Source organism: Polynucleobacter sp. 30F-ANTBAC, assembly GCF_018882385.1.
Taxonomy (GTDB): Bacteria; Pseudomonadota; Gammaproteobacteria; order Burkholderiales; family Burkholderiaceae; genus Polynucleobacter.
This window is the reverse complement of record NZ_JACVON010000001.1, coordinates 665,137-691,975: the sequence shown is the minus strand read 5'-3', so window position 1 is coordinate 691,975 and position 26,839 is coordinate 665,137. Positions and strand designations below refer to the sequence as shown.

Below are 26,839 nucleotides of genomic sequence, written 5' to 3'. Positions count from 1 at the left end.
TTGTTCACTAATTAAAGGTTTGAAGACCAGCGATGATGATATCTTTGGGTGAGTTCAGCGCCCATGCGGCTCCTACAGCGGCTAAAACATTTTCTAATGTATTTGTCTTGCTGCTTGACTGTAGTAGTGGGATGTTGGCTAGATCAATTAAAACTTGTCGCTCTGGACCTTGCGCGAGAACGATTTGATTGTTTTCTGTAAACAGGGCACGGCCACCATTCTTTAGATGATTTTTTGTTGCGTCATTTAGTCCATAACGACTAAATAGGATGACTTCTCCATCGGAAAGCTCAGCCATTTTGACAACGGCTTCATCATCCGCATTCAAAATAGCGGTTCCTGTTGGTAGAACCACATCAACCTGTGTCCGCATGACGTTGTAAATTTGTTCTGGCTCAGTGATGGAGCATTCAGGAGCAGTATCTTCTGGATCCAAATTAGTGACGATGCCAACGCTGCATCGATCATAGGCTAGACCTTCATTCAGAATTGTGTGATTGTCATTTTCAATCACCGCAGCTTCTACCTGGCGGTTAAGTAATAAGCGATTGGCACTTGTCCAGTTGGCGCAATTACCAGAGGTCTGTAGACGTTGATTGAAGAAAGCACCTTTGCTGCAAGCCAAACCAACTTTCATGCCGGTTAACTGAAGCAGGTGACTAACCAATTGTGCAACCATTGTTTTTCCGCGTGAGCCAGCAACACCAACAACGGGTATGCGTCCATTTGCTTGATTGGGGAATAAGTGCTCAACGATCGCAGCTCCAACTGGCTGTGGCTCGCCCACAGCGGGTTTTAAATGCATGATTAAACCAGGACCTGCATTAACTTCAACAATGGCTCCACCTTGCTCTTCGAGTGGTCTGGAAATATCTTCCGCAACTAGATCAATGCCTGCGATATCTAATCCAATGACTCTCGCTGCGAGAGCTGCTTGTGCAGCAACGTCTGGGTGAACGAGGTGCGTCACTTCAAAAGCCATGTTCCCGGAACCTTGAACTAAAACATCTTGGTCTTTCTCTGGAACCGAATCAAGTGTTAGTTTTTGGCGAGCAAGCTCAAGCTCTAGTTTTTTATCAAAAACAACGGGGCTTAAGGGAAGTATTTCAGCGTCACCGCGACGAGGGTCAGTATTAATCTCTTCTTCAATTAATTGACGAATACTTCTTAAGCCATCGCCTTTTGCCCAGGCAGATTCACCCTTTGCAGCAGCAACAACTTTTTTGCCCACAACTAATAAGCGATGTTCATTGCCTGGAATGAAGCGCTCAACCATCACGCCGCTTCCCTCATTGAGGGCATCCTCAAAAGATTTTTCAATTTCAATTTGACTACTGAGGTTTGTAAAAACACCGCGCGCATGGTTGCCGTCGTATGGTTTGACAACAACCGGTAGGCCAATATCTTGCGCTGCTTCCCAGGCATCAGCGGGGCTTTCAACCATGCGACCCTCTGGAACTGGGACGCCGCAAGAGGCTAGGAGTGATTTAGTTAAATCTTTATCTCTTGAGATGCCTTCAGCAATAGCACTCGTTAACTCTGTTTCAGCCGTCCAAATACGTCTTTGCTGATTGCCATAACCGAGTTGAACTAGGTTGCCCTCAGATAAACGAGTGGCTGGAATTTTTCTTTCTCTGGCAGCATCAACGATGCAGCCCGTGCTTGGACCTAGATAAAGGCTATCGACCAAGTCTTCGATTTCTTTAATTGCAGCAGGAACATCAAATTGTTGGTTTTCAATGGCGGCCATCACTAGGTCGCGAGCATGATACAGAGCAGTTTTGGTAATTTCCTCATGCCATGCACGAACAATGACCTTATAAACACCTCGTTTATTGGTTTCTCGGGCTTTACCAAACCCACCTGGCATGCCGGCTAAATTCTGGAGCTCTAAGGTGACGTGTTCAAGAATATGAGCGGGCCAGGTACCTTCTTCTAGGCGCTTAACGAAGCCGCCATGCTCGCCATAGCTGCAACGATGCTCAATGAGGCTAGGTAACCATGACACCAAACGGTCAGTAAAGCCCGGAATAGTGTTGGATGGGTAATCTTCAAGGTCGCCAATATCAACCCAAGCCTCTAAGACTGGGCTGTAGGTCCACATGCTCGGCCCCTTGAGGACCTTAATATCTATGATTTCTATTGTTTTTTTTGTCATGTGGGGCGAAAGTGCCAAATTTACCTCATTGTACTTCTTCGATTAACGCTTGGGAGGTCTTTTAGTTGACAAAAAAAGGTAAATATTTTGTTTGGTAAATTTGCGATAATTGCGGACTATTAAAGAACCCAATTAAGCTTCCATTGACAAATATCGACACTAGACAATTCAATAGGCTGCCAAGCCACTGGCAAGCTGCTTTACCTCTTCATGAGGGGGTAAGCGGGTCGATGATCACTTTCCTGGAATTAGATTTAAACCAAGATCTGCACTTTGAAAAAGGGCTCATTTATCTCACGCCCCAAGGCTTATTCTCTTATAAAAAACATAATTTATTAGGGGCGGATGCATCCCAAAATTGGGATCACTGGGCATTCTCGGAAAAGAACCAGCTTCGATTGCACGATCACGCGGGTGTTGCCAGCTTAGAGTTGGTTAGTGAGGAAGGTTGTCTCGCATCCTGGCGTTTCACCCTCGCTCAAAACCCTGCAGCGACAAGGCTTGTTCAGCACTACAACATAGAAAAAAATCGGTTTTTAGGGGGTAGTCATTCTGAGCAGGAATTGGGGACTCAGTCTGTTTGCCCATCTTGTTGGGTGCCATTGCCACCTGATCAAGAAGAATGCCCTGCTTGCTCTTCAGAAAACCTGACGGCTCCATCAACTTGGACTTTATTCCGTTTATGGAGATTTGCTAAACCCTACAAAGGGCAGTTACTTGCGGGCTTCTTATTAACCCTCGCTTCAACTGCCGCCACATTAGTGCCTCCCTATCTAACCATGCCGTTGATGGACGATATTTTGTTGCCCTACCAGAGTGGTCAGCCAATAGACCAACAGCTAACTATTTTTTATTTGGCAGCGCTTTTCCTTGCTGCGCTATTGGCTTGGGCCTTGGGTTGGGCAAAAACATATATTTTGGCTTTGGTCAGTGAGCGCATTGGAGCGGATCTCAGAACCGAAACTTACGAGCACTTGATGAAATTGTCGTTGGAGTATTTTGGTGGCAAAAGAACGGGTGATTTGATGGCAAGGATCGGTTCTGAATCCGATCGTATTTGTTTATTTTTATCTCTACACTTATTGGATTTCGCCACTGATGTCCTGATGATTTTGATGACCGCAGTGATATTGGTATCTATTGATCCTTGGTTGGCTTTGGTAACTTTGACGCCATTACCTTTCATTGGCTGGGCTATTCATGTGGTGCGTGACAAATTACGATTTGGCTTTGAGAAAATTGATCGAATCTGGTCTGAGGTTACCAGCGTTCTGGCTGATACGATTCCCGGGGTTCGAGTTGTTAAAGCATTTGCTCAAGAAGAGCGTGAGACCGATCGTTTTCGCTTGGCTAACCAACATAACTTAGCTGTCAATGATCGAGTCAATCGGGTTTGGGCTTTGTTCTCGCCAACGATTACTTTGCTAACTGAGATTGGTTTACTTGTTGTTTGGGCATTTGGTATTTGGCAGATTTCTAATGATGCGATTACGGTTGGTATGCTCACTGCCTGTTTAGCTTATATAGGGCGGTTTTATACACGTTTGGACTCCATGAGTCGTATTGTGGCCTTTACTCAACAAGCTGCTACGGCATCCAAACGAATTTTTGATATTTTGGATCATGTCTCAAGCGTCCCAGACCCAGTTCAACCAGTTAAGCTGACAAAAGTTGAAGGCCGTATTGATTTGCAAAATGTGGGGTTCCGTTACGGTAATCGCGCAGTGACAAAAGGTATTAATTTACAAATAGCCCCAGGTGAAATGATTGGCCTAGTAGGGCATAGTGGTTCTGGAAAAAGCACGTTAGTTAATTTAATTTGCCGTTTTTACGATGCAGCAGAGGGGACCATCAAGTTAGATGGCGTTGATATTCGCTCGATTGCTGTGGCTGATTACAGGCGACATATTGGATTGGTGTTGCAAGAGCCATTTTTATTCTTTGGCACGATTGCTGAAAATATTGCTTATGGCAAGCCCGATGCCAGTCGTGAAGAAATTATTGCTGCCGCTAGGGCCGCTCATGCTCATGAGTTTATTTTGCGTTTACCCCATGGCTACGATTCATTGGTAGGTGAACGCGGACAGTCACTTTCTGGTGGAGAGCGTCAGCGTATCTCAATCGCAAGAGCATTGTTAATCGACCCTCAAATTTTGATATTAGATGAGGCGACATCCTCAGTGGATAGTACGACTGAAAAAGAAATTCAGAAGGCATTGGATAATCTTGTTAAGGGCAGAACCACGATAGCGATTGCTCATCGCCTCTCCACGCTTCGTAAGGCAGATCGCTTGATTGTTTTGGATAAAGGCCAGGTTGTGGAGCAGGGGAGTCATGATCAATTGATGAGTCTTGAGGGGGTCTATCGTCGCATGTATGACACGCAAGCAAGGCAAGCGATGGATGCAGTGGATGAGGAGTTGGGAGTGCAGCATGATTAATTTGGCAACATCCTTCTCGCTATCAAAAAACGCTTTTGGCTATCTATGTTTAAAAGATGAGTTTGGCGTATTACATGAGCAAGTAGTACCTGTTAAGGCTTTCCCAATTAGCCATCCGGATGAATCTATTGCGATAGTTGATCGTGATGGCCATGAGTTAGTGTGGTTGGATCGCCTTGAGCAAACGAGTTCTGAGAATCAGCAATTGATTCGGGCTGAATTTGCTACTCGAGAATTTATGCCGGTGTTAACCGAAATTAAAGCGGTATCAACTTTTGCAACACCCAGTACCTGGCAGGTTGAGACAAATCGTGGTTCAACCGAATTCATATTACGTGGTGAAGAAAATATCCGACGGATTAATCCTAAAACATATTTGATTGCCGATACGCATGGTGTTCAATATCTTATTCAAGATATCACGTCTTTAAATAAACATAGCCGTCGTTTACTAGATCGTTTCTTATAGGAATTGACATGAGCGAGAATCAACAAGTAAGAGATTTTGAAACTCGTGGAATTGAATTTTCTTTATCAAATAAAAGTGATAAAGAAAACGTAATGATTGAAATGCTAAGTTATTTAAAGTTGCATCAATTAGGGAGTGCAGTCAAGATAACCGAGCTTAATCAAGAGACATCGGCATTAATTTCTTTTAGTCTAAAAGAAGAGTATAGAAATAAGTGGGCGCCTAACTGGGACACAACGCGGCTTTACGAAAGACTCTCTTTAAAAGGCTATAAGGTTATCAATGACCTTAATAAAGAAATCTTAGTTGGCATGTTGCTTGCGCCAATACCATTTCAATTCCCAAGTTATGACGAATTTCATTCGGCCATCCAGATAAGGCACCATACTGTCCTAGCAGGCTATTTGGCTGCTTTAAACTTTGACACGAATGCCACTGAGCGTCCTGAGAAATATTGGCATTACGATGAAGATGATGGTTTTTTACTGAATAAAGGGCAATCAATTATTGAGGCCTTAATTAGTGCAACTCAGCCACAGGAGGAGGATAAGGCTTATGCATTCTCTTGTTACAGGGCTACAGAATATGTCATTTTATTGGCCATTTCACGCAAATTAAAAAAAGTTAATCCTCTTCTATTAAAACGTTTAGAGGAGCGTTCGGAAAAGAGAGCAATTCGATCAGGCGAGTTTCACGAGCTTTTCTTAAAAGAGTATGGCTCTTTGGAAGATCCGTTGCCAATGAAGTACTACGTTCCTGGGGATCGTGTTTGGTTCCGCAATCCTGATAGCCGCTCTTCCGATATATCTGGCTATGAAGGTTCGTGGGTTATTTACTTGGGTCACAATTTATTCACTAACTTTTGGAAAAGAGATCAACCATTCACGCTTGAATCTAAATGTGTGGAGGTTTATCACTGGAAAGATGGCGCCTACCTTGATCAGAATGGTGAGTTATTGATGAATGAAAACATTGTTGAGTCTTGCGTTGCTCAATCGTTGGCTGACCCAAAAGAAGTTCAGAGAATTCTTCAGCGCATGATGCGCTACCGTGATCCCAAGGGTGTTTATGATCAAGGAGGTTGTATTGATACCTCCAGAGAATCGCCTCGTTTCGTTTGCCCAGGTACTAGTGACATCAAAATTCCTGATTAGTCCATAAAAACGGGATGATCTAGCTGTAGGAAATTTCTGATTTTGTTGTAGGAAACTTCCCATTCCTCTGTAGGAAGAAATCACCCACCCCCTTATAAAGCCCCATTTTGTTTGATCTCAATGGATTGAGCATTGTCATATATGGTGATTTAAATACATTCAATAAATTCTAGCCATATACAACTTTTGTGTTGACTCCTATTCTCGTCATTCGATTTTTCGATTGATAAAAATGGAGGTAAAAATGGTTCATGACAACCATGGATTAAAGAGAAGTTTGCAGCCAAGGCATATACGATTAATGGCCTTGGGCTCAACCATTGGTGTGGGTTTATTTCTGGGATCAGCAACTGCTATCCAGCTTGCGGGCCCATCGATTATGTTGGGGTACATCTTAGCGGGCTTAGTGGCCTTTATTGTTTTAAGGGCTTTGGGTGAGATGGCTGTTCATGAGCCCGTCTCGGGATCCTTTTCTCATTATGCGACTCGCTACATTGGTCCTTTAGCGGGTTACTTGGTTGGATGGGGATACTGGACTTACTGGATTGTGGTGGGTCTCGCTGAAATCACGGCGGTAGGTGTTTACATGACGCTTTGGTTTCCTGATGTACCGCAGTGGATATGGGCTTTGGCATCGATACTGGCAATGGGCGGCATAAATTTTGTGGCAGTCAAAGTATTTGGTGAATTTGAGTTCTGGTTTTCATTGATTAAGGTTGTGGCTATTGTTTCAATGATTGCTATTGGTTGCTCCATGATTTTCCTTGGTCTTGGTAATGGTGGTGAGCCTATTGGTGTAGCAAATCTATGGCAGCATGGGGGATTCTTCCCTAATGGAGTTGAAGGTTTTTTACTTTCACTTCAGATGGTTTTATTTGCCTATGTCGGTATTGAGATGATTGGCTTATCTGCAGGTGAAGCCAAGGATCCTAGTCGCACGATTCCGATGGCGATCAACTCATTGTCCTGGCGCATTTTGATTTTTTATGTGGGAGCACTTTTTGTCATATTGGCAATATTCCCTTGGCACCAGGTTGGTCAAAATGGCAGCCCCTTTGTTGCTATGTTTGAGAGTTTGGGTCTTCGCGAAGCAGCAGGCGTTATTAATTTTGTCGTGATCACCGCCGCATTGTCATCCTGTAATGCAGGCATATTTAGTGGTGGGCGTCTCCTCTTAGGCTTATCTAGAGGTGGTAATGCACCCAAGTATCTTTCAGAGGTTTCCTCTAATGGCGTGCCAGTCAAAGCTATTGCTTTAACTATTTTGGTTCCAACGGTGGGCGTTGCTATTAATTATTTCGTTCCTGAAAAAGCTTTCCAATGGATTACTGCAGCCGTCACATTGATTGGGTTATTGGTGTGGATCGCGATTCTTTATACCCAAATACGTTTTAGGCAGAGTCTTTCTCAAGAGGGCGTTAAGGCATTGCCTTACAAGGCTATTTTTTGGCCGTATGGATCATGGTTTGCCATCTTGTTTGTATTTTTTGTGATCGGTTTAATGGCTTACTCAGAGGCAACTCGAATGGCTTTTTATGTCGGCCCACCGATTTTGATTGGATTAACCGTGTTGTATTTTATTTTTGGCTTACATAAAAGAGAGAGGAGTAAATCATGATTGTTGGTGTACCTAAAGAGATTAAAAACCATGAGTACCGAGTTGGCTTAACGCCTGATCAAGTGTTTGAGTTAAGTCGTTTTGGTCATCAGGTATTAATTGAAAAAAATGCTGGTCAAGGTATTGGCTTTTTAGATGAGCACTATGTGATGGTTGGTGCTGAGATTGTGGACCATGCTAAGCATATCTTCGAGCGTTCTAATTTGGTTGTGAAGGTGAAAGAGCCGCAGCCAGAAGAGTGTCAGATGCTAAAGCCAGGTCAAACTTTATTCACCTATTTGCACTTGGCGCCAGATCCTGCGCAAACACAAGCGCTTATCAATTCTCAGGCGACTTGTATTGCCTATGAGACTGTGACTAGCTCAAATGGGCGCTTGCCTTTATTGGCGCCTATGAGTGAAGTGGCTGGAAGAATGTCTATGCAAGCAGCCGCGAATCATTTGGAAAAATCGCAAGGTGGTAGAGGGTTACTGTTGGGTGGTGTTCCGGGAGTCTATCCTGCCCAAGTGGTTATTTTAGGTGCTGGTGTTGTGGGTTCATCGGCTCTTCAGATGGCTGTTGGTTTGGGTGCTGAAGTGACCATTATTGATAAAAACATTGATCGCTTAAGGGAGTTAGATGCTCTTTATGGGAATCGTATCCATACGCTTTACTCTAGCACGTCAAATATTGAACGTGCCGTTATCAATGCAGACGTAGTCATTGGCAGTGTTCTGATTCCGGGAGCTTCTGCTCCAAAATTAGTTAGCAAGAGTTTGGTGTCAAAAATACATCCAGGCTCTGTTTTGGTGGATGTGGCGATTGATCAAGGTGGTTGTTTCGAGACTTCTCGCCCAACTTCACATCAAGATCCAACATACTTGGTAGATGATGTGATTCACTATTGTGTAGCCAATATGCCTGGTGCTGTTGCAAGAACCTCAACCATTGCATTAACTAATGCTACGGCTCCATTTGTCATGGATCTGGCTAATCACGGTACTGAACTGGCGCTTGCCAGAAATCAGCATTTAATGAACGGGCTTAATGTTTACCAAGGTCATGTTTGTTGTCAGGCTGTAGCTATTGCTCAGGGCTTGGAGTATGTTGACCCTAAAACATTGATCCATTAATTGATTGCAATAGATTCACTTTCTAAAAAAGGAAATGCCCACTCGAAGGAGTGGGCATTTTGTTTAAAACTGAAATAATGAGCTATGCCAATTAACTTGCTGGGTTATTTGCCTAAATGATATTTTTGAATGAGATCAACTTCATTTTTAGAGCCGAGAACAACAGAAACTCTCTGGTGCAGTTGCTCTGATGGCAAAGACATGATGCGCTCTTTACCATTGACCGATGCACCACCCGCTTGTTCAATTAAAAAACTCATAGGATTGGCTTCGTACATCAATCGTAGCTTGCCTGGCTTCTTCGGGTCACGTTTATCCCATGGGTACATGAATACACCCCCACGACAAAGGATGCGGTGCACATCGGCAACCATGGAAGCAATCCAACGCATATTAAAGTCTTTTTGACGTGTGCCTTCAACACCAGCTAAGCACTCATCCACATAACGTTTTACCGGTTCATCCCAGTGGCGCATGTTCGACATATTGATCGCAAACTCTTTGGTGTCGGCTGAAATTTGGATATTTTCTTTAATTAAAAGGAATTCACCTGTTTCGTGGTCTAGCGTGAACATCTGTACGCCTTGACCAGTGGTGTAAACCAATGTTGTCTGAGGGCCATAAACCACATATCCCGCAGCTACTTGAGCATTGCCTGATTGTAGGAAATCTTTTTCAGAGGCAGGGCCTTGATGTTGTTTTTTAAGGATCGAGAAAATAGTACCAATCGAAACGTTGACATCGATATTTGAGGAGCCATCCAGTGGATCAAATAGAAGTAAAAATTGACCTGCATCATTAGCGGGAAAAATTGTTTCCATCTCTTCTGATGCCATAGCCGCAAGCGTCATATCTTTGCCGCAGGCTTCTAAAAGAATGTCATTTGAAATGATATCTAACTTTTGTTGAGTTTCACCTTGAACATTACCGCTACCTGCTGAACCAATGATGCCAGCTAATGCACCTTGTTCGACTTGCTTAGCAATCAATTTGCACGCATTGGCCACAGAAATTAATAGCGATGCTGGGACTTCAGGGTTGCTTTTGGCGCAGTCTGAGATGTATTTTGTGAAAGTAGTGCCTTGTGACATAAATGACTTTCTTTTAACTATTAAGTGCTTTATGAATAACCTCAGCAACATCTGAGGATAAATTCTTATGTTCAGATACGAATTTTAGTGCTGATTTCATATGAATTTGATAACTTGGTGCAAATTGTTTCCAACGGTCCAGCGCTCTGGCTAATCTAGCAGCCACTTGAGGGTTAATTTCATTCAGCTCAACCACATGATTGGCCCAAAATTGATAGGTTTCAGCGCTGGCTTGATGGAATGCTCCCGGATTGTTCATGCAAAATGCATGGATGAGGCTTCTAGCTCGATTCGGGTTCTTGATATGGAAGTCAGCGTGGTGTCGTAAATGAATGACATCTTGAAGAACGCTAGATGGTCGATTTAATTCGGGTTGTCGCGATGCTTGCAAGCCAAACCACTTATCAATCACTAAAGCATCATTTTCAAAGTGTTGATGGAAATGAGCTAAACACTCTTTTGCGTCGGGGGATGCATTTTGAACCATCGCCGCAAGCGCGCCATACCGATCAGTCATGTTGTTAGCTGATTGATATTGTTCTAGGGCAAGTTGCTGTGCTTTTTCGTGCTGACCATCGAGTAGCATTGTTAAAGCTAAATTCTTTAATGACCGTTTGCCAGAGCTCTTGGAATCAGCTTTGTAAGCACCTGTGGTTTGATTGAATTGGTATGCCTTTAGCCAGTCTTGCTGAAGAGCATGGGCTAATTGAGTTTTTACTCTGCGGCGAGCTTGATGAATTGTTTGCGGGTCAATTACATCGACTTGCTCGTACAGGTAACTCTCTGCTGGCAAAGTAAATACCAAGTCTTTAAATGCAGGATCTAGCGTTTCATCAATTAAGATATGATGGAGCGCTTCAATTAATTCAGCATCAAGATCTCGACCATTTAATATAGCTTTGATGAAAAGTTTTTGAGCAGATTCCCAGCGATTAAAGGCGTCGTCATCTTCCCTTAACAAAGTCAGTAACTCTTCTTCACTTTGTTCGAAATCTAGGATGATGGGTGCTGAGAAGTTTCGATTGATAGATAGGGTTGGTTTTTTTCTGAGACCGGAAATGGTTAATGTTTGCGTTTGTTCACGTAACTCAAGTAATTTTTCTGGTTCGCGTTGATCTGCGCCAATTAACTTATAAAGCAGTGGAATGTGGAAGGGTAATTTTTTATCCTGCCCAGGTGTGGAGGCGCAGGATTGAGTAAATTGCACTTGATAAGTGTCTCCACTAAAAGATTCTTTAACTGCCACTCGCGGAGTTCCGGCTTGGCTATACCAATTCTTGAATTGTTCTAAATCTTTATGGTTGGCATCCGCCATCGCGGCAACAAAATCATCGCAAGTGACTGCTTGGCCATCATGCCTCTTAAAGTAAAGGTCCATACCCTTTCGGAAACCATCTTGGCCGAGAAGTGTTTGCTGCATACGAATAATTTCAGCCCCTTTTTCGTAAACAGTCACCGTATAAAAATTATTAATTTCTTGGTAACTATCCGGTCGGATAGGGTGGGCCATTGGGCCAGCATCCTCTGGAAACTGAACTTGCCTAAGAAGACGAACATCCTCAATGCGCTTAACAGCTTTGCCAGACTCGCCACCCATTTGGTCGGCAGAAAATTCTTGATCTCTAAAGACCGTTAACCCTTCTTTGAGAGATAGTTGGAACCAGTCTCGACAGGTGACGCGGTTACCTGTCCAGTTATGAAAATACTCGTGAGCCACAACACTCTCAATGTTGGCATAGTCAACATCGGTAGCCGTTTCTGGGTTTGCTAAAACAAATTTGGTATTAAAGATATTTAAACCTTTATTTTCCATAGCCCCCATATTGAAATCTCCTACCGCCACAATCATGAAGCGATCTAGATCTAATTCAAGACCAAACCTTTTTTCATCCCATCGAATAGACGAAATGAGCGATTCCATAGCGTGCTCAGTTTTTTCAATATCTTTTGATTCAACCCACACTTGTAATAATTTTTCTTGACCTGATTGGCTCTCGATTGTTTTTTCAATAGCTTGCAATTTTCCAGCGACAAGGGCAAATAAATAAGATGGTTTTGGGAAGGGATCTTCCCAAATGGCTGCGTGCCAGCCATTACCTAAATCTTCCTCTTTAATTAAATTGCCGTTTGATAGTAGAACCGGAAAATCTGCTTTTAATGCTCGAAGTGTTACTTGATAAATGGCCATGACATCCGGGCGATCTAAAAAGTACGTGATCTTTCTAAATCCTTCCGCTTCGCATTGTGTGAAGAAATTGCCATTGGAGACATATAGCCCCATGAGCGAGGTGTTCTGATTGGGGGCGCAAGCACTGGTAATGCTCAGTTCAAACTCATCATCTGGCAAGTTATGAAGCGTCAAGGTTTCAGGAGTTAGTTCATACTCTCTAATGGGTTCATTGTTAATTCTGACACTGATTAACTCTTGCTCCTGACCATTGAGGACAAGGGATTGATCCCCTTTCATCTTTTTACTGACTTGCATACGATTGACCACAATCGTTCTAGCTGGATTTAGCGCAATATCTAATTCAACTTTTTTGATCTTGAAAGCAGATGCTTGGTAATCGCTGCGTAAAAAAGTCACTGAATTTTCTGTCCGTGCCATAAATGGTTTCTACTTTGTAAGTTACTGATAAAAGAAAAGTGTGACTAAACCAATCACAATAAAAATAATAGCGGCAATCGCATGAACCCACTTGATGGGTAAAGCATTTGTAAATTTCTGACCTAGCCAGACAGCCGGTGCATTGGCTAACATCATGCCGACGGTGGTACCAAGAACGACAGCGACTAAGTCATCGTATCGCGCTCCTAGTGCCACTGTTGCGACTTGTGTTTTATCGCCCATTTCAGCAATAAAAAAGAGCGAGGTCGTGATTATGAAAACTTTCCAAGCGCTGTGAGCTTGAGGTGTTTTTTCATTGTCATCCAGTTTGTCTGGCACCAACAACCATAGACCCAAAGCGATAAACCCACCTCCGAGGATCCAACGCATCACATCAGGACTTATCCATTGTGCTAAGGCACTTCCTAACCATGCTGCGATAGCATGATTGAATACCGTTGCAATAAAGATGCCGGCAATAATGGCCCAGTGATGCTTTTTGTACCTAGCAGCCAATAACAAAGACAAAAGTTGAGTTTTGTCGCCAATTTCAGCAAGCGCAACAATGCTTGTTGCTAGAAAAAAAGAATTTAAATCCATATAAATCATTCACTTAAGTTGTTTTTAGTGTTTTAGTTAAAAACTATCGCAAAAATTAATAAATACAATTTAACTATTGAGTTGTTTAGGACATAAACTACGTCTGTCAGGTTACATCGCAATTTGTATTTCTTAATGGAATTCACTATTGCAATCGTAACCGACTTAGAAATTCAATCTATCGATAGGAGTGAAACAATGCCAACATTAAAAGGTAGTAAAACTGAAGAGTGCTTGAAAGAAGCGTTTGCTGGTGAGTCAATGGCTAACCGCCGTTACTTGTATTTCGCGAACATGTGCGATATCGCTGGTGAAAACGACGTAGCAGCTTTGTTCCGTTCAACAGCTGAAGGCGAAACTGGCCACGCACACGGTCACATGGAGTTCTTGATCGAAGGCGGCGCAGGCGAGCCAGGTACAGGTCTTCCAGGCCGTACACCTAAAGAAGCTCTAGAGGCTGCTGTTCACGGCGAAACACATGAGTACACAGATATGTACCCAGGTATGGCTAAGACAGCACGTGACGAAGGCTTCGACGAAGTTGCTGACTGGTTTGAGACTTTGGCAAAGGCTGAGCGTTCACACGCTAACCGTTACCAGAAGGCTTTGGACGTATTAGCAGCTGGTTAATCAATTATTGATTGCCATCAAGGCTTTTTAAGGATTTCCGGGGTTATTCCTATAACCTCGGGAATCTCATAAAGAGTCTTTCATGAGTGGTTCCACTCTAACTACAAAATAATAGGAAAAGTACCATGAGTCAAAGAGAAGGAAATCTAGAGGCCCCAACACGTCACGCACTGGATTGGAAAAATCCTGACTTCTATAACGAAGAATCCCTTAACAAAGAGTTAGAGCGTGTTTTTGATATTTGCCACGGTTGCCGCCGTTGCGTGAGCTTATGTGGTTCTTTCCCGACTCTTTTTGATTTGGTCGACGCAACTGAAGATGGTGAAGTTCACGGTGTTGATAAAAAAGACTACGACAAAGTCGTTGATCAATGTTACCTATGCGATCTTTGCTACATGACAAAGTGTCCTTACACCCCCCCACACGTTTGGAATTTGGATTTCCCTCATTTGATGTTGCGCGCTAAGGCGTTAAAGCACAAAAATGGTGAAACATCTTTCCGTGACAACATCTTGTCCTCAACAGACAAAATGGGTAGCTTTGCAGGTATTCCGATCGTGACTCAAGCTGTGAATGCAGTTAATAGCACGAAGATCATGCGTTCTGTGATGGAGTCAACATTAGGTGTCGATAAGAATGCTTGGATCCCAAGCTACGCGCCAGAAACTTTTAAGCAAGTGGCTAAAGAATCAGCTGCATGGCCAGTTAAAGATGGTGCAAAAACACCGGGTAAGGTTGCGGTTTACTCAACATGCTTTATCAATTACAACGAGCCAGGTATTGGCCAAGATCTTTTGAAGTTATTGGCTCATAACGAAATCCCTTACAAGCTTGTTGAAAAAGAAGCTTGTTGCGGTATGCCTAAATTGGAGTTGGGTGATCTTGAGTCTGTTGAAAAGAACAAAAATATCAATATTCCTCAATTAGCTAAATTAGCAAAAGAGGGTTATGCGATCGTGACGCCGATTCCTTCTTGCACATTGATGTTCAAGCAAGAGTTACCGCTCATGTTCCCAGAAGAAGCTGATGTCCAGTTGGTTAAAGATGCGATGTGGGATCCGTTTGAGTACATCGTGGCTCGTAACAAAGATGGCCTGTTGAAAACCGACTTCAAGGTAGAGCTAGGTAAAGTTAGCTATCACGTACCTTGCCACTTACGTGTGCAAAACGTTGGTAAGAAAACGGCTGAAACATTGCAAATGATTCCTGGCACAGAAGTAAACGTAGTGGAGCGTTGCTCTGGTCATGCTGGAACTTGGGGTGTTAAGAAAGAGTTCCATAAAACTGCAATGAAGATTGGTAAGCCTGTATTTAAAAACATGGCTAGCACTGAGCCTGATTTCATCAGCTCAGATTGTCAGTTGGCGGGCCATCATATTTCACAAGGTATGGAAGAGAATGACTTGAAGAAGTCGCAAATGGCTCACCCTATTACACTTTTAGCTAAGGCTTACGGGCTTTAATTAATTAAGGATTGGTCCACATGGAGATAACGATGCGCAAGATTAAAAGAGAAGAGTTGCTAACTCTTGAAGGTTATTACAAGGCACGTCCAGAAATGCGAGCGCGCGCTATTGCTGAGCGTAAGAAGCGCACAGTGATCTTGGGTGAGCACCTTAATATGATTTTTGAAAATAAGTACTTGATGCAATATCAGATTCAAGAGATGTTGCGTGTTGAGAAAATTTTTGAAGACGAAGGTATTCAAGACGAGTTAGATACTTATAACGATTTAGTGCCAGATGGCGATAACTTCAAGGTCACAATGAAGCTTGAGTACATCAATGAAGCGGATCGCAAAATTGCCTTGGCCAAGTTAATTGGCGTTGAGCATCGCGTTTTCATTGAAGTTGAAGGTCAGGCGCGTGTGTACGCAATTGCTAACGAAGATTTAGACCGCACGACAGCTGATAAAACATCATCTGTTCACTTTTTGAGATTCCAGTTAACGGAAGACATGAAGAAGTCTCTCAAGGCTGGTGCTCAAATGAAGGTGGGTTGCGATCATGCCGAATACCCATTCCATATTGAGTGTTTGCCAGAAGAAACTTTGGCTTCTTTGTTGGAAGATTTGTCATAAATCCTCAATACAAGAAACAAACCCAATAAAAATGCCGCGTCAGCGGCATTTTTATTGTCAGAAGGGCACATTACAGACTTTAACAACGATCCATCATTTCCAGCCTAATTCATGGTGAATGAATCGTTGGGCATTTTGAGAGGGTGGGTTTTTGAAAAATTCCACAGTGTCTGAAATATCGCAGCATTCACCCTCGTAAATGAACATGACTTGATTGGCTAAGCGTTCGACTTGAGCCAGTTGATGAGACGTGAAAATAATAGAGCAATCTTGCGCTACTAGATTTTTAATGATGGCTTCGACCTGGTCTGTGGATCCAGGGTCCAAGTTGGCGGTAGGTTCATCAAGAAGAATCACCTTAGCATGTTGAAGCTGTGCTCTTGCAAGGCTCAAGCGCTGGCGCTCACCAGCAGATAGTTTTAGTGCGGGTTGTTTGGCTAAATGCAATAAACCAACATTTGCTAATGCCTCGTCAATATCGGAGTCACTGATTCGAATAGCGGACTCTGTATCTTTGATCAACTCGAGGTTGGCCTTGACGCTGGCCTTGATCAAGGGGGTATGGTGCAGAACCAGGGCGGATCGTAAAGCAACAGAGCCTGGTAAATAATTCCCAGAATCAGGCGCTACAAGTCCATGAATCATTTTTAATAAGGTGGTTTTGCCTGATCCATTGGGGCCAATCACTGCTGTGATGCCTTGTAAGGGAATGGAAACATTGGCAGATAGAATCTTTCTATCGTTTCTGACTATTTCAATATGCTGTAGCTCAAGCCTGTTAGATGAACTCATGGATGACGATTTATCCATAGCGTTTCTCCGCCATAGTCTTAATGATGAAGATTAAGAAATTTGCAAAGATAACAACGAGCAATAGAACCATTCCAAGTGCTAGGGCAAACGGCAAATCCCCTTTGCTGGTTTCGAGTGCAATCGCAGTGGTCATAGTTCTTGTTGCGTGATCAATGTTGCCGCCAACGATCATCACTGCACCCACCTCCGATATGGCTCTTGCAAAGCCGGCTAAAAGGGTAATCGATAAAGAAAAGCGGGTGTCCCAAATTAGCCACTTCAGTTTGGCCACCGTTTTTAAGCGAAGGGCTGTGAATGTCTCGCCGTGGATCTGCCAAGCATCCTCAATGATCTGTCTAGTTAAAGCGCCAATTAAGGGAATGGTCAAACAGGATTGAGCCAAAATCATGCCCTTAACTGTAAAGAGCCAGTTCAGTTCACCCATGGGGCCTGTTCTGGATAGAAGCAGGTAAATCACAACGCCCACAATAACTGTTGGAACGCCCATCAAGCTATTTAAAATCACCACTACAGCCTGGCGACCTGGGAATTGGTACACAGCCACTACAGCCCCTAAAGGAATACCAATAAGGCAGCCAATAAGAAGGGCAGATAGGCTAACTTGAATGGAGATAAAAACGATGCCAAGTAACTTGGCATCGAGTATTCCTAATAAATGAAAAGCATCGCTAAATGACGAAAACATGCCGATAGCTTAATGCTTTTATTGATTTAGGGTTATTTTTTAGCGTTAGGGAAAAACAGCTGTTCACCACCTACTTTATAGGAGGCAATAGTGTCTTGACCTTCTTTTGATGCGATCCAATCAATAAATGCTTGACCTTCTTGTTTTTTAACGTGAGGATGCTTCTCAGGGCTAACTAACATCACACCATACTGATTAAATAGCTTCGGGTCACCTTGAACCAAGATGTTGAGGTCGCCTCTGTTTTTAAACGTTAACCAGGTTGCTCTATCTGAAAGAATGTAGCCATTAAGACCTGAGGCCGTATTGAGTGCGGGACCCATACCTGACCCTGTTTCTTTATACCAAGTGAGGTTAGGAGATACCTCAATGCCTGTTGCTTTCCAGTAGCGAAGCTCTGCCGCATGTGTGCCACTTTTATCGCCACGAGAGACAAAATTTGCTTTGGATTGATTGATTTTTTGTAGTGCTACAGCGATATCTTTGCCACCATTGATTTTGGCTGGATCAGCTTTAGGGCCGATTAATACAAAATCGTTGTACATGATTTCAATACGCTTATCGGCAAAGCCTTGATCAACAAATTTTTCTTCAGCGACCTTATCGTGTACGAAGACCACATCGGCATCACCTCTACGCCCGATATCCAATGCTTGACCTGTACCTACAGCCACCACTTTCACTTGAATGCCTGTCTTTTTCTCAAAGACCGGAAGAATATGGGTAAATAGACCCGATTGCTCGGTCGAGGTGGTGGAGGAAACGGTAATCGATTTTTGAGCATATGCAGAGCTGCTGTTAAAGCCAATACCTGAAACCACCAAAAGTGATGTTGCTGCTAGTTTAAGAATATTACGACGTTTCATATTGTCTCCTTTATAAATATGGTTATATCATCAACATTTATTAAATAAGTATCAATATGCAATTACTTTCATATGCAAATTAAGATTACCCCCCATATTTCTATCCGCAAAAAGGGCCCATTTTTGAATGAGGCCATTGATTTAACCTGGGTTGCAGATCTATTGCGTGGGGTGCAGCAGGGACGATCATTGCAATCTGCAGCTGATAGTCTGAATATCTCATACCGGACGCTATGGAATCGCTTAAAGGCGGTTGAGAAGACTCTTGGCTGCTCTTTATTGCTAAGTATTAAGGGGCACGGCTCAACCCTAACCGCTGCTGCTGCAACCCTCTTAAAGATTGTGGATGATGTTGAAAAAGAATATCAAAGTATTAATGAAGTTCAAGAGGATCGTTTCCAAATCAGGCTAGACAGTTTGGAAAATCATGAAAAGAAAAAATGGATTATTTGCGCCAGTAACGATCCTTTGTTAGAAGAGGCTGTTTTACAAAGCAACTTATTTGACTTGCAAACGATGGGTTCAGGACAGTCCTTGGAGCAATTAATATCAGGCGTTGCTAATTTGGCGGGATTTCATGTGCCAGATGATGAGAGTATTCAAGGAGTGCGTGAGCGTTTGTCTTTGCAAGGGATACAGGCATACCCTGTTATGAAGCGTACCCAAGGTTTAATGGTTCAAAAAGGTAATCCACTTAAGATATTAAAATTAACAGATTTAGCTCGCCCAGAAGTGCGCTTTATTAATCGGCAAAAAGGTGCAGGTACCCGACTTTTATTAGATAAATTATTGGAGTCGCAACAGTTACCTGCTAAAAAAATTAGAGGATATCAGCGAGAAGAATTCACTCACTCTGCGGTGGCGACAGCTATTTTGGCTGGAACTGCAGACGTTGGATTGGGGCTCAAGAGTGTTGCTCTAGAACATAACTTGGATTTTTTGAGTTTGGGTGACGAAACTTATTTTTTAGCCATGTCGCCACAGATGGTCAAGCGCAGTGCTGTGAGTGAACTAATTCGTGTATTGAGAAAAGAGGCGAAGAAGATGCCTGGCTATCAAGAGGTTAAGCTAAGGAATACTCTCAAAGCTAGTTAGAACTTCTAACGATATGAACGCTGCAAGGTGCTTCCTCGACAATTTTTGTCATGGATGTTCGCCATGGCGTTACCTTGGCCGGTATCTTATGAGATGCCCCAATTAGAATCATCGAAGCGTGATTATCTTGTGCAAACTCAACGATTCTTGAGGCAGGATCCATTGCCTCTAATACATGGAATGAAACGCGTTCTGTCGACATCTTCAGCGGTTTTGCCCAGTCCATCAATTGAACCAAATGACCGCGCACAATACCTGATGCTGTTTCTGATTCTGCATTGCCTTCAAATGTAGGTGTGCTTGAGATGGTGCTTAAGCAAATTAAGCGACTTTCTGGATATGCTTGCAGTAAATGTATCGCAGTGTTTTGCATGCGCTCCCTCAAGACATCATCATTTTGTCGTGTGTCGATAGCTGCAATAATCAGCGGGGCGTTATCAAGTGCCGAGCTAGGTTTTGGGCATGGTGATGGCTCATATCCAGCTGCTCTAAACCAGCGCTTCATGTTATCCCATGCACTATTTGGGTAAAGTTTTTCAGCTCTTGCTGTTAGTTGAACGCTCTCGGGGGATTTGAGAAGTTGGCGCAAGCGGGTAGCACTTTGATATCTATTCGCCGCTAATGGCTCCATGCATCGCAGAACAACTTCTTGTAACCATGGCGGAATTTCTTTGCGGATGGCGCGAAGAGGTAATGCTTCGCTCCACATTCTATTCTTGAGGCCATTGATGGTGCTAGGGCTACCAAATGGAAGTTCCCCAGTTAGCATTTCATAAAGAATAGTGCCCATTGCAAAGATGTCGCTGCGCCAATCATTGCGGATCCCCATCACTTGTTCCGGGGCTATGTATGGAGCTGAACCTACGCCCTTACGCATTTGTTCAACTAATAAGTCTGGATAGTGAGTATGGTGGGCTAAACCAAAATCAATAATCGCCACTTTGTTATCTTTGGTGACTAAGATATTTTCAGGCTTTAAATCTAAGTGAATGATGTCTTGCGCATGAAGACTGGCAATTGCAAGAGCCACATTTGAAACAATATCAATTGTCTGTTGAATGTCGCTTAACTTACCACCTTGTTCTTCAATGATTTGATCGAGTGGGCGACCATCTAAGCGCTCCATGGCGATATATGGTTTTTTGGCCATATTGCCCGCGCCAGCTAGGCGAGGCACAAAAGGGCTTTTGAGAGATTTCATGATGGTGAGCTCTGTCTCAAACCCAATCAAGCTTTCAACCGGTTGGTCTCGTCCAACGCGCGGCACTTTTAAAAGGATAGGATATTCAATACCTTCTTTAGTAGCCTCGTATAAAACTGCCATGCCACCGCGGTGCACTTCTTCACCGATTAAAAAACCATCGATCTCTTTCCCCTCTTGGAAAATATCGTTAATAGATTCGATAGTTTTATTAATGCCCATGCTTATAAATCTCTATTTGCCCGTTAGCAAGCGATTAGCAAGGTCGTCAGGTAGACCAGCCTTGTGAATTTTTTCTGCAGCCTTGTAATGATCGTAGTCAACGCGATGAAAAGTAATGCTTTCTTCATCAGGTTGGAATAGGGCATATGCAGCAGCAGGGTTACCATCTCGAGGTTGCCCCATTGAGCCAGTTACTGAAACCCATCTTCTGTGACGAGAAATAGGCACGGGCTCACCAGGGTGAGGGTGAAATTGAACTAATTTACCAACACTGCTTTGATAGTACACAGTAGAGTCATGAACATGACCTACAAATGTGTACGTTGTGCCGGCTGCTTCAGCGCAGTGCCAAGCGGCTAAGCCACTATCAACATAGGACCAATTTTCTGGTTTAGATGCAGATGAATGCACGTAGCAAATATCTTCATCTTTATGAATGAGTGGTAATTCTTTTAAAAAAGAAACATGCTGATCAGAGAGTTGGTTGCGTGTCCACTGAATAGCCGCCCAAGCATGTGCATTCATTCTGGTGGAATGATCTTTAAAGACTGCCTCGTCATGGTTGCCCATTAAAGCGACAGCTTTATTTTTATCAACTAATTCAGCAACTTTTTCAATGACAGCAACTGGATCGGCGTTGTAGCCAACCAAATCACCTAAAAATACAAATTCAGTAGCGCCATGCTCTTGAGCATGCTCCAGGCAGGCATCAAAAGCCTCTAGGTTGCTGTGTAAGTCAGCAAAAAGTGCAATTCTACGATCGGAAGACATCCTCTAATGATATGACAAGAAACCTCGTTCTAACTGACAAAATACCCCTACTCAGATCAAGAAAAACTTAAAAAACCTCGAAAATATACAAATCATATAAAATCACAAGCAATGATTAAGTTGATTAAACGTAAATTCATCCACATGATTGCCATCTTGGCTGTCTTGACGGGTTCACTTGCGCCTTCAATTTCTCAGGCTATCTCAGTTGCTCAGGATGGCAAAGGTTTTGCTGTTGAAGTTTGTACAACGGCAGGCAGCAAAATGACCGTTATGGTTGGTGCTGATCAGAACCAAGAACAAGAAACCAAAAAGGCTAATGAGCATTGCCCATTTTGCATCATGCATGGTGCTTATGATCTGCCTGTTAATGGCACTTTGAGTTTTGCTAAGCCAGAAGCTCACCAGTTATACCCTCAGCTTTTCTATCAATCACCTAAGCCATTATTCGCTTGGGTATCGCTTCCTTCTAGAGCACCTCCAACACTCGCTTAATTTTTAGCTCAGCACTAGGTATCTAGTTGCTGGTATGAGCGCATTTGCGCGCTCCCAAAAGATTATTGCGAGTGAATCATGAAAAAAACAATAAGTTTTAAAGCTGGTGACCAGATTTATATATCGGGTCAGACTGGACCTGCTTATAAAGTTCTTAGTGGTACCGTTAGACTCAGTCAGACTACTAGAACTCATCAATCCATTTTTGCGAATATAGCTATATCAGGCGACTTGCTTGGCGCTGAAGTTTTATTGCGCAAACCATACGCCTTCGAAGCGCAAGCGTTAACTGATTGCGAGATCGCAGTTTGGCAGGAGCCAAGCATTCTATGGGCTGAAGCATTAGCAGAAGAGCTCATTAAATCTAGTTTGCGCCAATCAGAGGTGGTTTCGCTGCGATGTGGAACAGCCATGGGCCGCATTTTGAAATTTATTGATTTGCTTAGCTCATCTGACCAAAGTCAAAGCCAAGCTAATTTAACTTTGCCACCCCTAAAAGAAACGGCAGAAATCACTGACTTAACTATTGAAACAGTTTCGCGCTGTATCAACAGCTTAAGAAAGCAAGGCATTTTGATTCCTGTGCAGGGCACAAGAGGTAATTTGAGGAATCAATTTACTTTCTCGAGTCAATCATTGATGTCTTTGGCTGCTTAAGGTTTATTTAAGAGATGTCAGATTTAAAGAGCGCACTAATTTTCTGGGGAGTCTATTTTTTAATAGCCTTTCTCGGTTATGTCGTCATTGTTAAGAATCGTAATAAGAAGTAATTTTTTAATAAGGAAATGAAATGAAGTTAATTAAAGTAACCCCAATTGCTTTGGTTGCATCGATGTTGGTGTCCAATTCGTTTGCTACAGAAGCTGTATTGAATGATGTGGTTGTTACAGCAGCACCAATGACCACGCCAACAACAATCGAGTTAGATCCTAAGGTTCCTCGCCAACCATTGCCAGCGCACGATGGCGCTGACTTTTTGAAGTCTGTTCCGGGTTTTAGCATTATGCGTAAAGCTGGTACGGATGGTGAGCCTAATTTCCGTGGCATGGGTGGATCTCGCGTGAATATTTTGGCAGATGATCAAAATATTTTTGGTGGTTGTGGTCAGCGTATGGATGCGCCTACAGCTTATATCTTCCCTGAAATTTACGACAAGGTAACTGTTGTTAAGGGTCCTCAGACTGTTCTTTATCCAGGTCACGGCTCAGCAGCAACGGTGCGCTTTGAGAAGGAGCCAAAAACTTATAAGAACCCAGGGTATGATGTTCACGCTTCTGGTTTGGTGGGAAGCTTTGGTCGTCATGATGAAGTGATTGATGCAAATATTGGCGATAAAGGATATTTTGCTAACTTCACTGGATCAAACTCTCATTCACAAGACTATAAAGATGGTAATGGCAATAAAGTCCATTCACAATACAGTCGGTACAGCGCTGGCGCAGCATTGGGTTTGACACCTGATGATAATAAGCGTTTTGAGTTATCAGCTGGTAGAAGTAACGGTTATGCGGCTTATGCTGATCGATCCATGGATGGCACAAAGTTCTTACGTGAAAATGTAGCATTAAAGGGACAGCTTAAAAATATATCTGAGCTTGTTGAAAAACTAGAAATTCAAGCTTCAAGAAACACTATCTTCCACACCATGTCAGAAGCCATGAGAGGAAATCCCAACTCTTACATGGATGTGACGCATGAAACCAATGCTTTACGTTTGGTATCAGACTTAAATTTAAGATCGAGCACTAAAGCAAAATTGGGTGTTGATTACTCAGAGTCAAAGCATGGTGGAAATATGCCGGGTATGGGTGCCATTGCTATCACAGAGGACTCGGAATTTAAAAATACCAGTGTATTTGGTGAGGTGACTGAACAGTTGAATAAAAGCCAAAAAGTGGTCGCAGGGTATCGTGGCGATTTTTGGACTGTTTTGGATAAGCGCTCTGCTATGTCATCAGATACTGCAGGGCAAAAACGAGAAGAGCTTACGAATAGCGGTTTTGTAAGGCTGGAGCAGGATCTTGATTCACTTAAAGCGTCGAAAGGTTTTATTGGTGTTGGCCATTCAGAAAGAATGCCAGACTATTGGGAGTTAATTTCATATAGAAGAGATGGTTCGGCTGGTATGAATCCAATGATGTCTAATAATCACAGTTCATTTCAATCGATGAAGACAGAGAAAACAAATCAGATTGACATGGGTTTAATTAAAAAATCTGACTTGTATGACTTTAATGCATCAGTTTTTTATAACCAAATAAATGATTTGATTCTGATTGATGCTAGAACTGGCTATACATCGGGAATGTATAGAACGGCAACAGCAAGGAATGTTGATGCTCACACTTATGGCGCAGAGCTTGGTGCTGGATACCAATTAACCAATACAGTCAAAGTTAACTCAAGTCTTTCTTACGTTAAAGGTAAAAATGAAACTGACGCTTTGCCATTGGCTCAATTAGCTCCATTGGAAGGTCGCTTATCTGTTGGCTATGATGATAAAAAATATTCCTATGGCGCATTGCTTAGATTGGTTGCTCCTAAGGATGAGGCGGCTATTGGTCAGGGTAATATTTCAGGTCAGGACGTTGCTAAATCAGGTGGCTTTGGTATTTTTTCCCTAAATGCAGGATATAAGCCTAATAAGAAAACTGTATTAGCGGTAGGTGTTGATAATCTATTTGATAAAACCTATGCTGAATTTATTAGTCGTTCTGGGTCTTCAATTGACGGATACACTCAAACTACTCGTGTTAATGAACCTGGCCGAACTGCTTGGTTAAAAGCAACAATTGCACTTGATTGATGATCTAAAGCCCTGTCTTGTGAAGGGCTTTTTTTGGATTTAAACTGAACAATCTAGAGGAGAAGTTCATGAAGAAAGTACTAAGTTCGGTAGTTGTTGCTTCAGCATTTATGGCAAGCATGGCTTTTGCTAGCAATGAGGTGAAAGTGGGTAGCTTGAAGATTGAAAATCCTCAAGCAAGAGCAACCGTGCCTGCTCAAAAAATGAGTGGTGGCTTTATGAAGATTGAAAACGCAGGCGCAGCTGATAAGCTGATTTCTGCTTCTTCTTCAGTGTCGAAATCGATGGAACTTCATACGATGTCGATGGAAAATAATGTTATGAAAATGCGCGAAGTTAAAGCGATTGAACTTCCTGCAAAATCAACTGTTGAATTAAAGCCAGGCGGCTTACATTTGATGTTTATTGACTTAAATAAGCAATTAAATGCGGGTGACATCATTCCTATTAAGCTCAAGTTTGAAAAAGCGGGTGAAGTAGAGGTGAAGTTCCAGGTTATGGGTAATAAACCGCCTGCACATGGTCAGCCAGGACATGATCATAGCAAGCATCATTAATCTGACCTGATCTTGTTAAAAAGCCGCGATTGCGGCTTTTTAATTGGTGCTCAACTTATCTGAATCCCCATATCCCATGAGAAAATACGCCTACTTTATTAGTTAATAGCTAGTTGACCCTCATAAGAAAGTTTGACATGTCTGAGCAGCAATCACCATCGTGGGATGCCATCATTATTGGAGCCGGTGCGGCTGGTTTATTTTGTGCAGGCGTTGCTGGCCAGCTAGGTAAGAAGGTGTTAGTTCTTGATCACGCCGAAGTATTGGGGGAGAAGATCCGGATCAGTGGTGGCGGAAGGTGCAACTTTACAAACATGCACTCTAGTCCGGCTAATTTCTTGTCACAAAATCCTAACTTTGTAAAAAGTGCGCTCTCTAAATACAAGCCTCAAGACTTTTTAGATTTAGTGAAAAGTTACAACATTCCTTTTCATGAGAAGCACAAAGGGCAATTGTTCTGTGATGTGTCGGCCAAACAAATTATTGACATGTTATTTAGTGAGTGCCAAAAAGGTGGTGTGGTCATTCGTCACCCTGTCACAGTTGAGCGTGTAGAGCAATTGGCTAACCAAACATGGGCAGTGACAACCAATCAAGGCATCGAAAAATCAAGAGCCATTGTTATGGCTACGGGTGGTTTACCGGTTCCGGCCATTGGCGCCACTGAGTTTTCACTCAAGATTGCTGAGCAGTTCCAATTACCTATTGTTGCTGTTAGACCGGCCTTGGTTCCTTTATCGTTTACGTCTGACGAGTTTGCTAATTTGAGTGAGCTATCGGGTCTAAGTGTTCCGGTTAAAGTAACTTCTGGTCAAAAGGGTCAGCGTTATGGCATTTGCCATTTTGATGAGGATCTATTGTTAACTCACAAAGGTCTTTCGGGGCCTGCAGTGCTTCAAGCCAGCAGTTATTGGCATGAAGGTGAGGGCATCAAGGTCAATTGGCTCAATGATGTGGATTGTGATGAGCTCTTTAATGATGATGCGAATCGACTGAAGTCAACGGAAACAATCTTAGCTATGGTGCTACCGCAGCGTCTGGCCAAGTCATTTGCAGAGCAAAAGAATCTATTAGGTCGCAAGTGGGCTGAGGTTGGCAAGAAAGATCGTCAGGCGCTCAAAGATTTGCTAACTCAATGGTCTGTGAAGCCTGCGGGAACTTTGGGCTGGAAAAAGGCTGAGGTGATGCTAGGTGGAGTTGATACTAAGTCACTGGATGGACAAACCATGATGTCCAAGCTACACCCAGGTTTGTATTTTATTGGTGAGTGTGTTGATGTCACCGGTCATTTAGGTGGCCATAACTTCCAGTGGGCTTGGGCAAGTGGTTTTGCTTGCGCTCAAGCTCTGTAAGGATCATTCTTTTGG

General features: G+C 42.9%; 23 protein-coding genes. 14 read left to right on the top strand and 9 right to left on the bottom strand.

Annotated elements, in window-relative coordinates:
* Nucleotides 1-7: 7 nt before the first annotated feature.
* Entirely contained in the window at nt 8-2,158 is a 2,151-nt protein-coding gene (cphA, locus tag ICN28_RS03100) for a cyanophycin synthetase (protein ID WP_216286135.1), read from the bottom strand.
* A 230-nt stretch (nt 2,159-2,388) separates the two neighbouring features.
* Between cphA and ICN28_RS03095 the strand changes: the two genes are divergently transcribed.
* The 5 genes from ICN28_RS03095 (at nt 2,389) to ald (ending at nt 8,952) form a co-directional block, all read left to right on the top strand.
* The gene (locus ICN28_RS03095) at nt 2,389-4,599 is read left to right on the top strand and encodes an ABC transporter ATP-binding protein (RefSeq protein WP_216286133.1); all 2,211 of its coding nucleotides are present in this window, start codon (nt 2,389-2,391) and stop codon (nt 4,597-4,599) included.
* Nucleotides 4,592-5,068, top strand: a complete 477-nt coding sequence (locus tag ICN28_RS03090) for a DUF1854 domain-containing protein (protein WP_216286131.1) — start codon at nt 4,592-4,594, stop codon at nt 5,066-5,068. Before ICN28_RS03095 ends, ICN28_RS03090 begins: the two co-directional genes overlap by 8 nt.
* 8 nt (nt 5,069-5,076) lie before the next feature.
* Nucleotides 5,077-6,222 (top strand): hypothetical protein, encoded by a 1,146-nt coding sequence (locus tag ICN28_RS03085; protein WP_216286130.1) that lies wholly within the window; start codon nt 5,077-5,079, stop codon nt 6,220-6,222.
* A 244-nt stretch (nt 6,223-6,466) separates the two neighbouring features.
* Nucleotides 6,467-7,840, top strand: a complete 1,374-nt coding sequence (locus ICN28_RS03080; protein WP_216286129.1) for an amino acid permease — start codon at nt 6,467-6,469, stop codon at nt 7,838-7,840.
* A complete protein-coding gene (ald, locus tag ICN28_RS03075) occupies nt 7,837-8,952 on the top strand; it encodes an alanine dehydrogenase (protein ID WP_216286128.1) in 1,116 nt (371 codons plus the stop codon). The genes ICN28_RS03080 and ald overlap by 4 nt, the downstream gene beginning before the upstream one ends.
* 104 nt (nt 8,953-9,056) lie before the next feature.
* Here ald and ICN28_RS03070 read toward each other — a convergent pair whose 3' ends face one another.
* From ICN28_RS03070 to ICN28_RS03060, 3 genes are read right to left on the bottom strand one after another with little or no spacing between them, the layout of a single operon-like run.
* Nucleotides 9,057-10,043, bottom strand: a complete 987-nt coding sequence (locus ICN28_RS03070; RefSeq protein ID WP_216286127.1) for a class 1 fructose-bisphosphatase — start codon at nt 10,041-10,043, stop codon at nt 9,057-9,059.
* Between the two features lie 13 nt (nt 10,044-10,056).
* A complete protein-coding gene (gene pepN, locus ICN28_RS03065; RefSeq protein WP_216286126.1) occupies nt 10,057-12,651 on the bottom strand; it encodes an aminopeptidase N in 2,595 nt (864 codons plus the stop codon).
* 21 nt (nt 12,652-12,672) lie between these two features.
* Nucleotides 12,673-13,251: a TMEM165/GDT1 family protein gene (locus tag ICN28_RS03060; protein WP_216286125.1), complete on the bottom strand. Its 579-nt coding sequence runs from the start codon at nt 13,249-13,251 to the stop codon at nt 12,673-12,675.
* A 198-nt stretch (nt 13,252-13,449) separates the two neighbouring features.
* Here ICN28_RS03060 and ICN28_RS03055 point away from each other — a divergent pair, with 198 nt between their 5' ends.
* From ICN28_RS03055 to ICN28_RS03045, 3 genes are all read left to right on the top strand, one after another.
* Complete coding sequence (locus ICN28_RS03055; RefSeq protein ID WP_216286123.1) at nt 13,450-13,881, top strand: rubrerythrin family protein; 432 nt, start codon at nt 13,450-13,452, stop codon at nt 13,879-13,881.
* 125 nt (nt 13,882-14,006) lie between these two features.
* A complete protein-coding gene (locus ICN28_RS03050; protein WP_216286121.1) occupies nt 14,007-15,344 on the top strand; it encodes a heterodisulfide reductase-related iron-sulfur binding cluster in 1,338 nt (445 codons plus the stop codon).
* Nucleotides 15,345-15,376: 32 nt separating this feature from the next.
* Nucleotides 15,377-15,961, top strand: coding sequence for a DUF3501 family protein (locus ICN28_RS03045; protein WP_255536092.1), 585 nt, complete (start codon nt 15,377-15,379; stop codon nt 15,959-15,961).
* A 93-nt stretch (nt 15,962-16,054) separates the two neighbouring features.
* On the opposite strand, the gene ICN28_RS03040 is transcribed toward ICN28_RS03045, so the two are convergent.
* The 3 genes from ICN28_RS03040 to ICN28_RS03030 are packed head-to-tail and all read right to left on the bottom strand — an operon-like array spanning nt 16,055 to nt 18,325.
* Nucleotides 16,055-16,753, bottom strand: coding sequence for an ATP-binding cassette domain-containing protein (locus ICN28_RS03040; protein WP_216286117.1), 699 nt, complete (start codon nt 16,751-16,753; stop codon nt 16,055-16,057).
* 10 nt (nt 16,754-16,763) lie between these two features.
* Nucleotides 16,764-17,459 carry an ABC transporter permease gene (locus ICN28_RS03035; RefSeq protein ID WP_216286114.1) on the bottom strand — a complete coding sequence of 232 codons (696 nt, stop codon included), beginning with the start codon at nt 17,457-17,459 and terminating at the stop codon, nt 16,764-16,766.
* A gap of 32 nt (nt 17,460-17,491) precedes the next feature.
* Nucleotides 17,492-18,325 (bottom strand): extracellular solute-binding protein, encoded by an 834-nt coding sequence (locus ICN28_RS03030; protein WP_216286113.1) that lies wholly within the window; start codon nt 18,323-18,325, stop codon nt 17,492-17,494.
* A gap of 72 nt (nt 18,326-18,397) precedes the next feature.
* Between ICN28_RS03030 and ICN28_RS03025 the strand changes: the two genes are divergently transcribed.
* Nucleotides 18,398-19,420: a substrate-binding domain-containing protein gene (locus ICN28_RS03025; RefSeq protein WP_216286112.1), complete on the top strand. Its 1,023-nt coding sequence runs from the start codon at nt 18,398-18,400 to the stop codon at nt 19,418-19,420.
* Here the strand turns inward: ICN28_RS03025 and ICN28_RS03020 are convergent.
* Nucleotides 19,413-20,843, bottom strand: a complete 1,431-nt coding sequence (locus ICN28_RS03020; protein ID WP_216286111.1) for a bifunctional serine/threonine-protein kinase/universal stress protein — start codon at nt 20,841-20,843, stop codon at nt 19,413-19,415. The genes ICN28_RS03025 and ICN28_RS03020 overlap by 8 nt on opposite strands.
* Nucleotides 20,844-20,855: 12 nt before the next feature.
* Complete coding sequence (locus tag ICN28_RS03015; protein ID WP_216286110.1) at nt 20,856-21,614, bottom strand: metallophosphoesterase; 759 nt, start codon at nt 21,612-21,614, stop codon at nt 20,856-20,858.
* Between the two features lie 111 nt (nt 21,615-21,725).
* Between ICN28_RS03015 and ICN28_RS03010 the strand changes: the two genes are divergently transcribed.
* From ICN28_RS03010 to ICN28_RS02990, 5 genes are all read left to right on the top strand, one after another.
* Nucleotides 21,726-22,109 (top strand): DUF2946 domain-containing protein, encoded by a 384-nt coding sequence (locus tag ICN28_RS03010; protein WP_216286109.1) that lies wholly within the window; start codon nt 21,726-21,728, stop codon nt 22,107-22,109.
* 78 nt (nt 22,110-22,187) lie between these two features.
* Nucleotides 22,188-22,766, top strand: coding sequence for a Crp/Fnr family transcriptional regulator (locus ICN28_RS03005; RefSeq protein WP_216286108.1), 579 nt, complete (start codon nt 22,188-22,190; stop codon nt 22,764-22,766).
* Between the two features lie 133 nt (nt 22,767-22,899).
* Nucleotides 22,900-24,915 carry a TonB-dependent copper receptor gene (locus ICN28_RS03000; protein WP_216286106.1) on the top strand — a complete coding sequence of 672 codons (2,016 nt, stop codon included), beginning with the start codon at nt 22,900-22,902 and terminating at the stop codon, nt 24,913-24,915.
* 68 nt (nt 24,916-24,983) lie between these two features.
* Nucleotides 24,984-25,472 (top strand): copper chaperone PCu(A)C, encoded by a 489-nt coding sequence (locus ICN28_RS02995; protein WP_216286105.1) that lies wholly within the window; start codon nt 24,984-24,986, stop codon nt 25,470-25,472.
* 137 nt (nt 25,473-25,609) lie between these two features.
* Nucleotides 25,610-26,824, top strand: coding sequence for an aminoacetone oxidase family FAD-binding enzyme (locus ICN28_RS02990; protein WP_216286104.1), 1,215 nt, complete (start codon nt 25,610-25,612; stop codon nt 26,822-26,824).
* Nucleotides 26,825-26,839 lie beyond the last annotated feature (15 nt).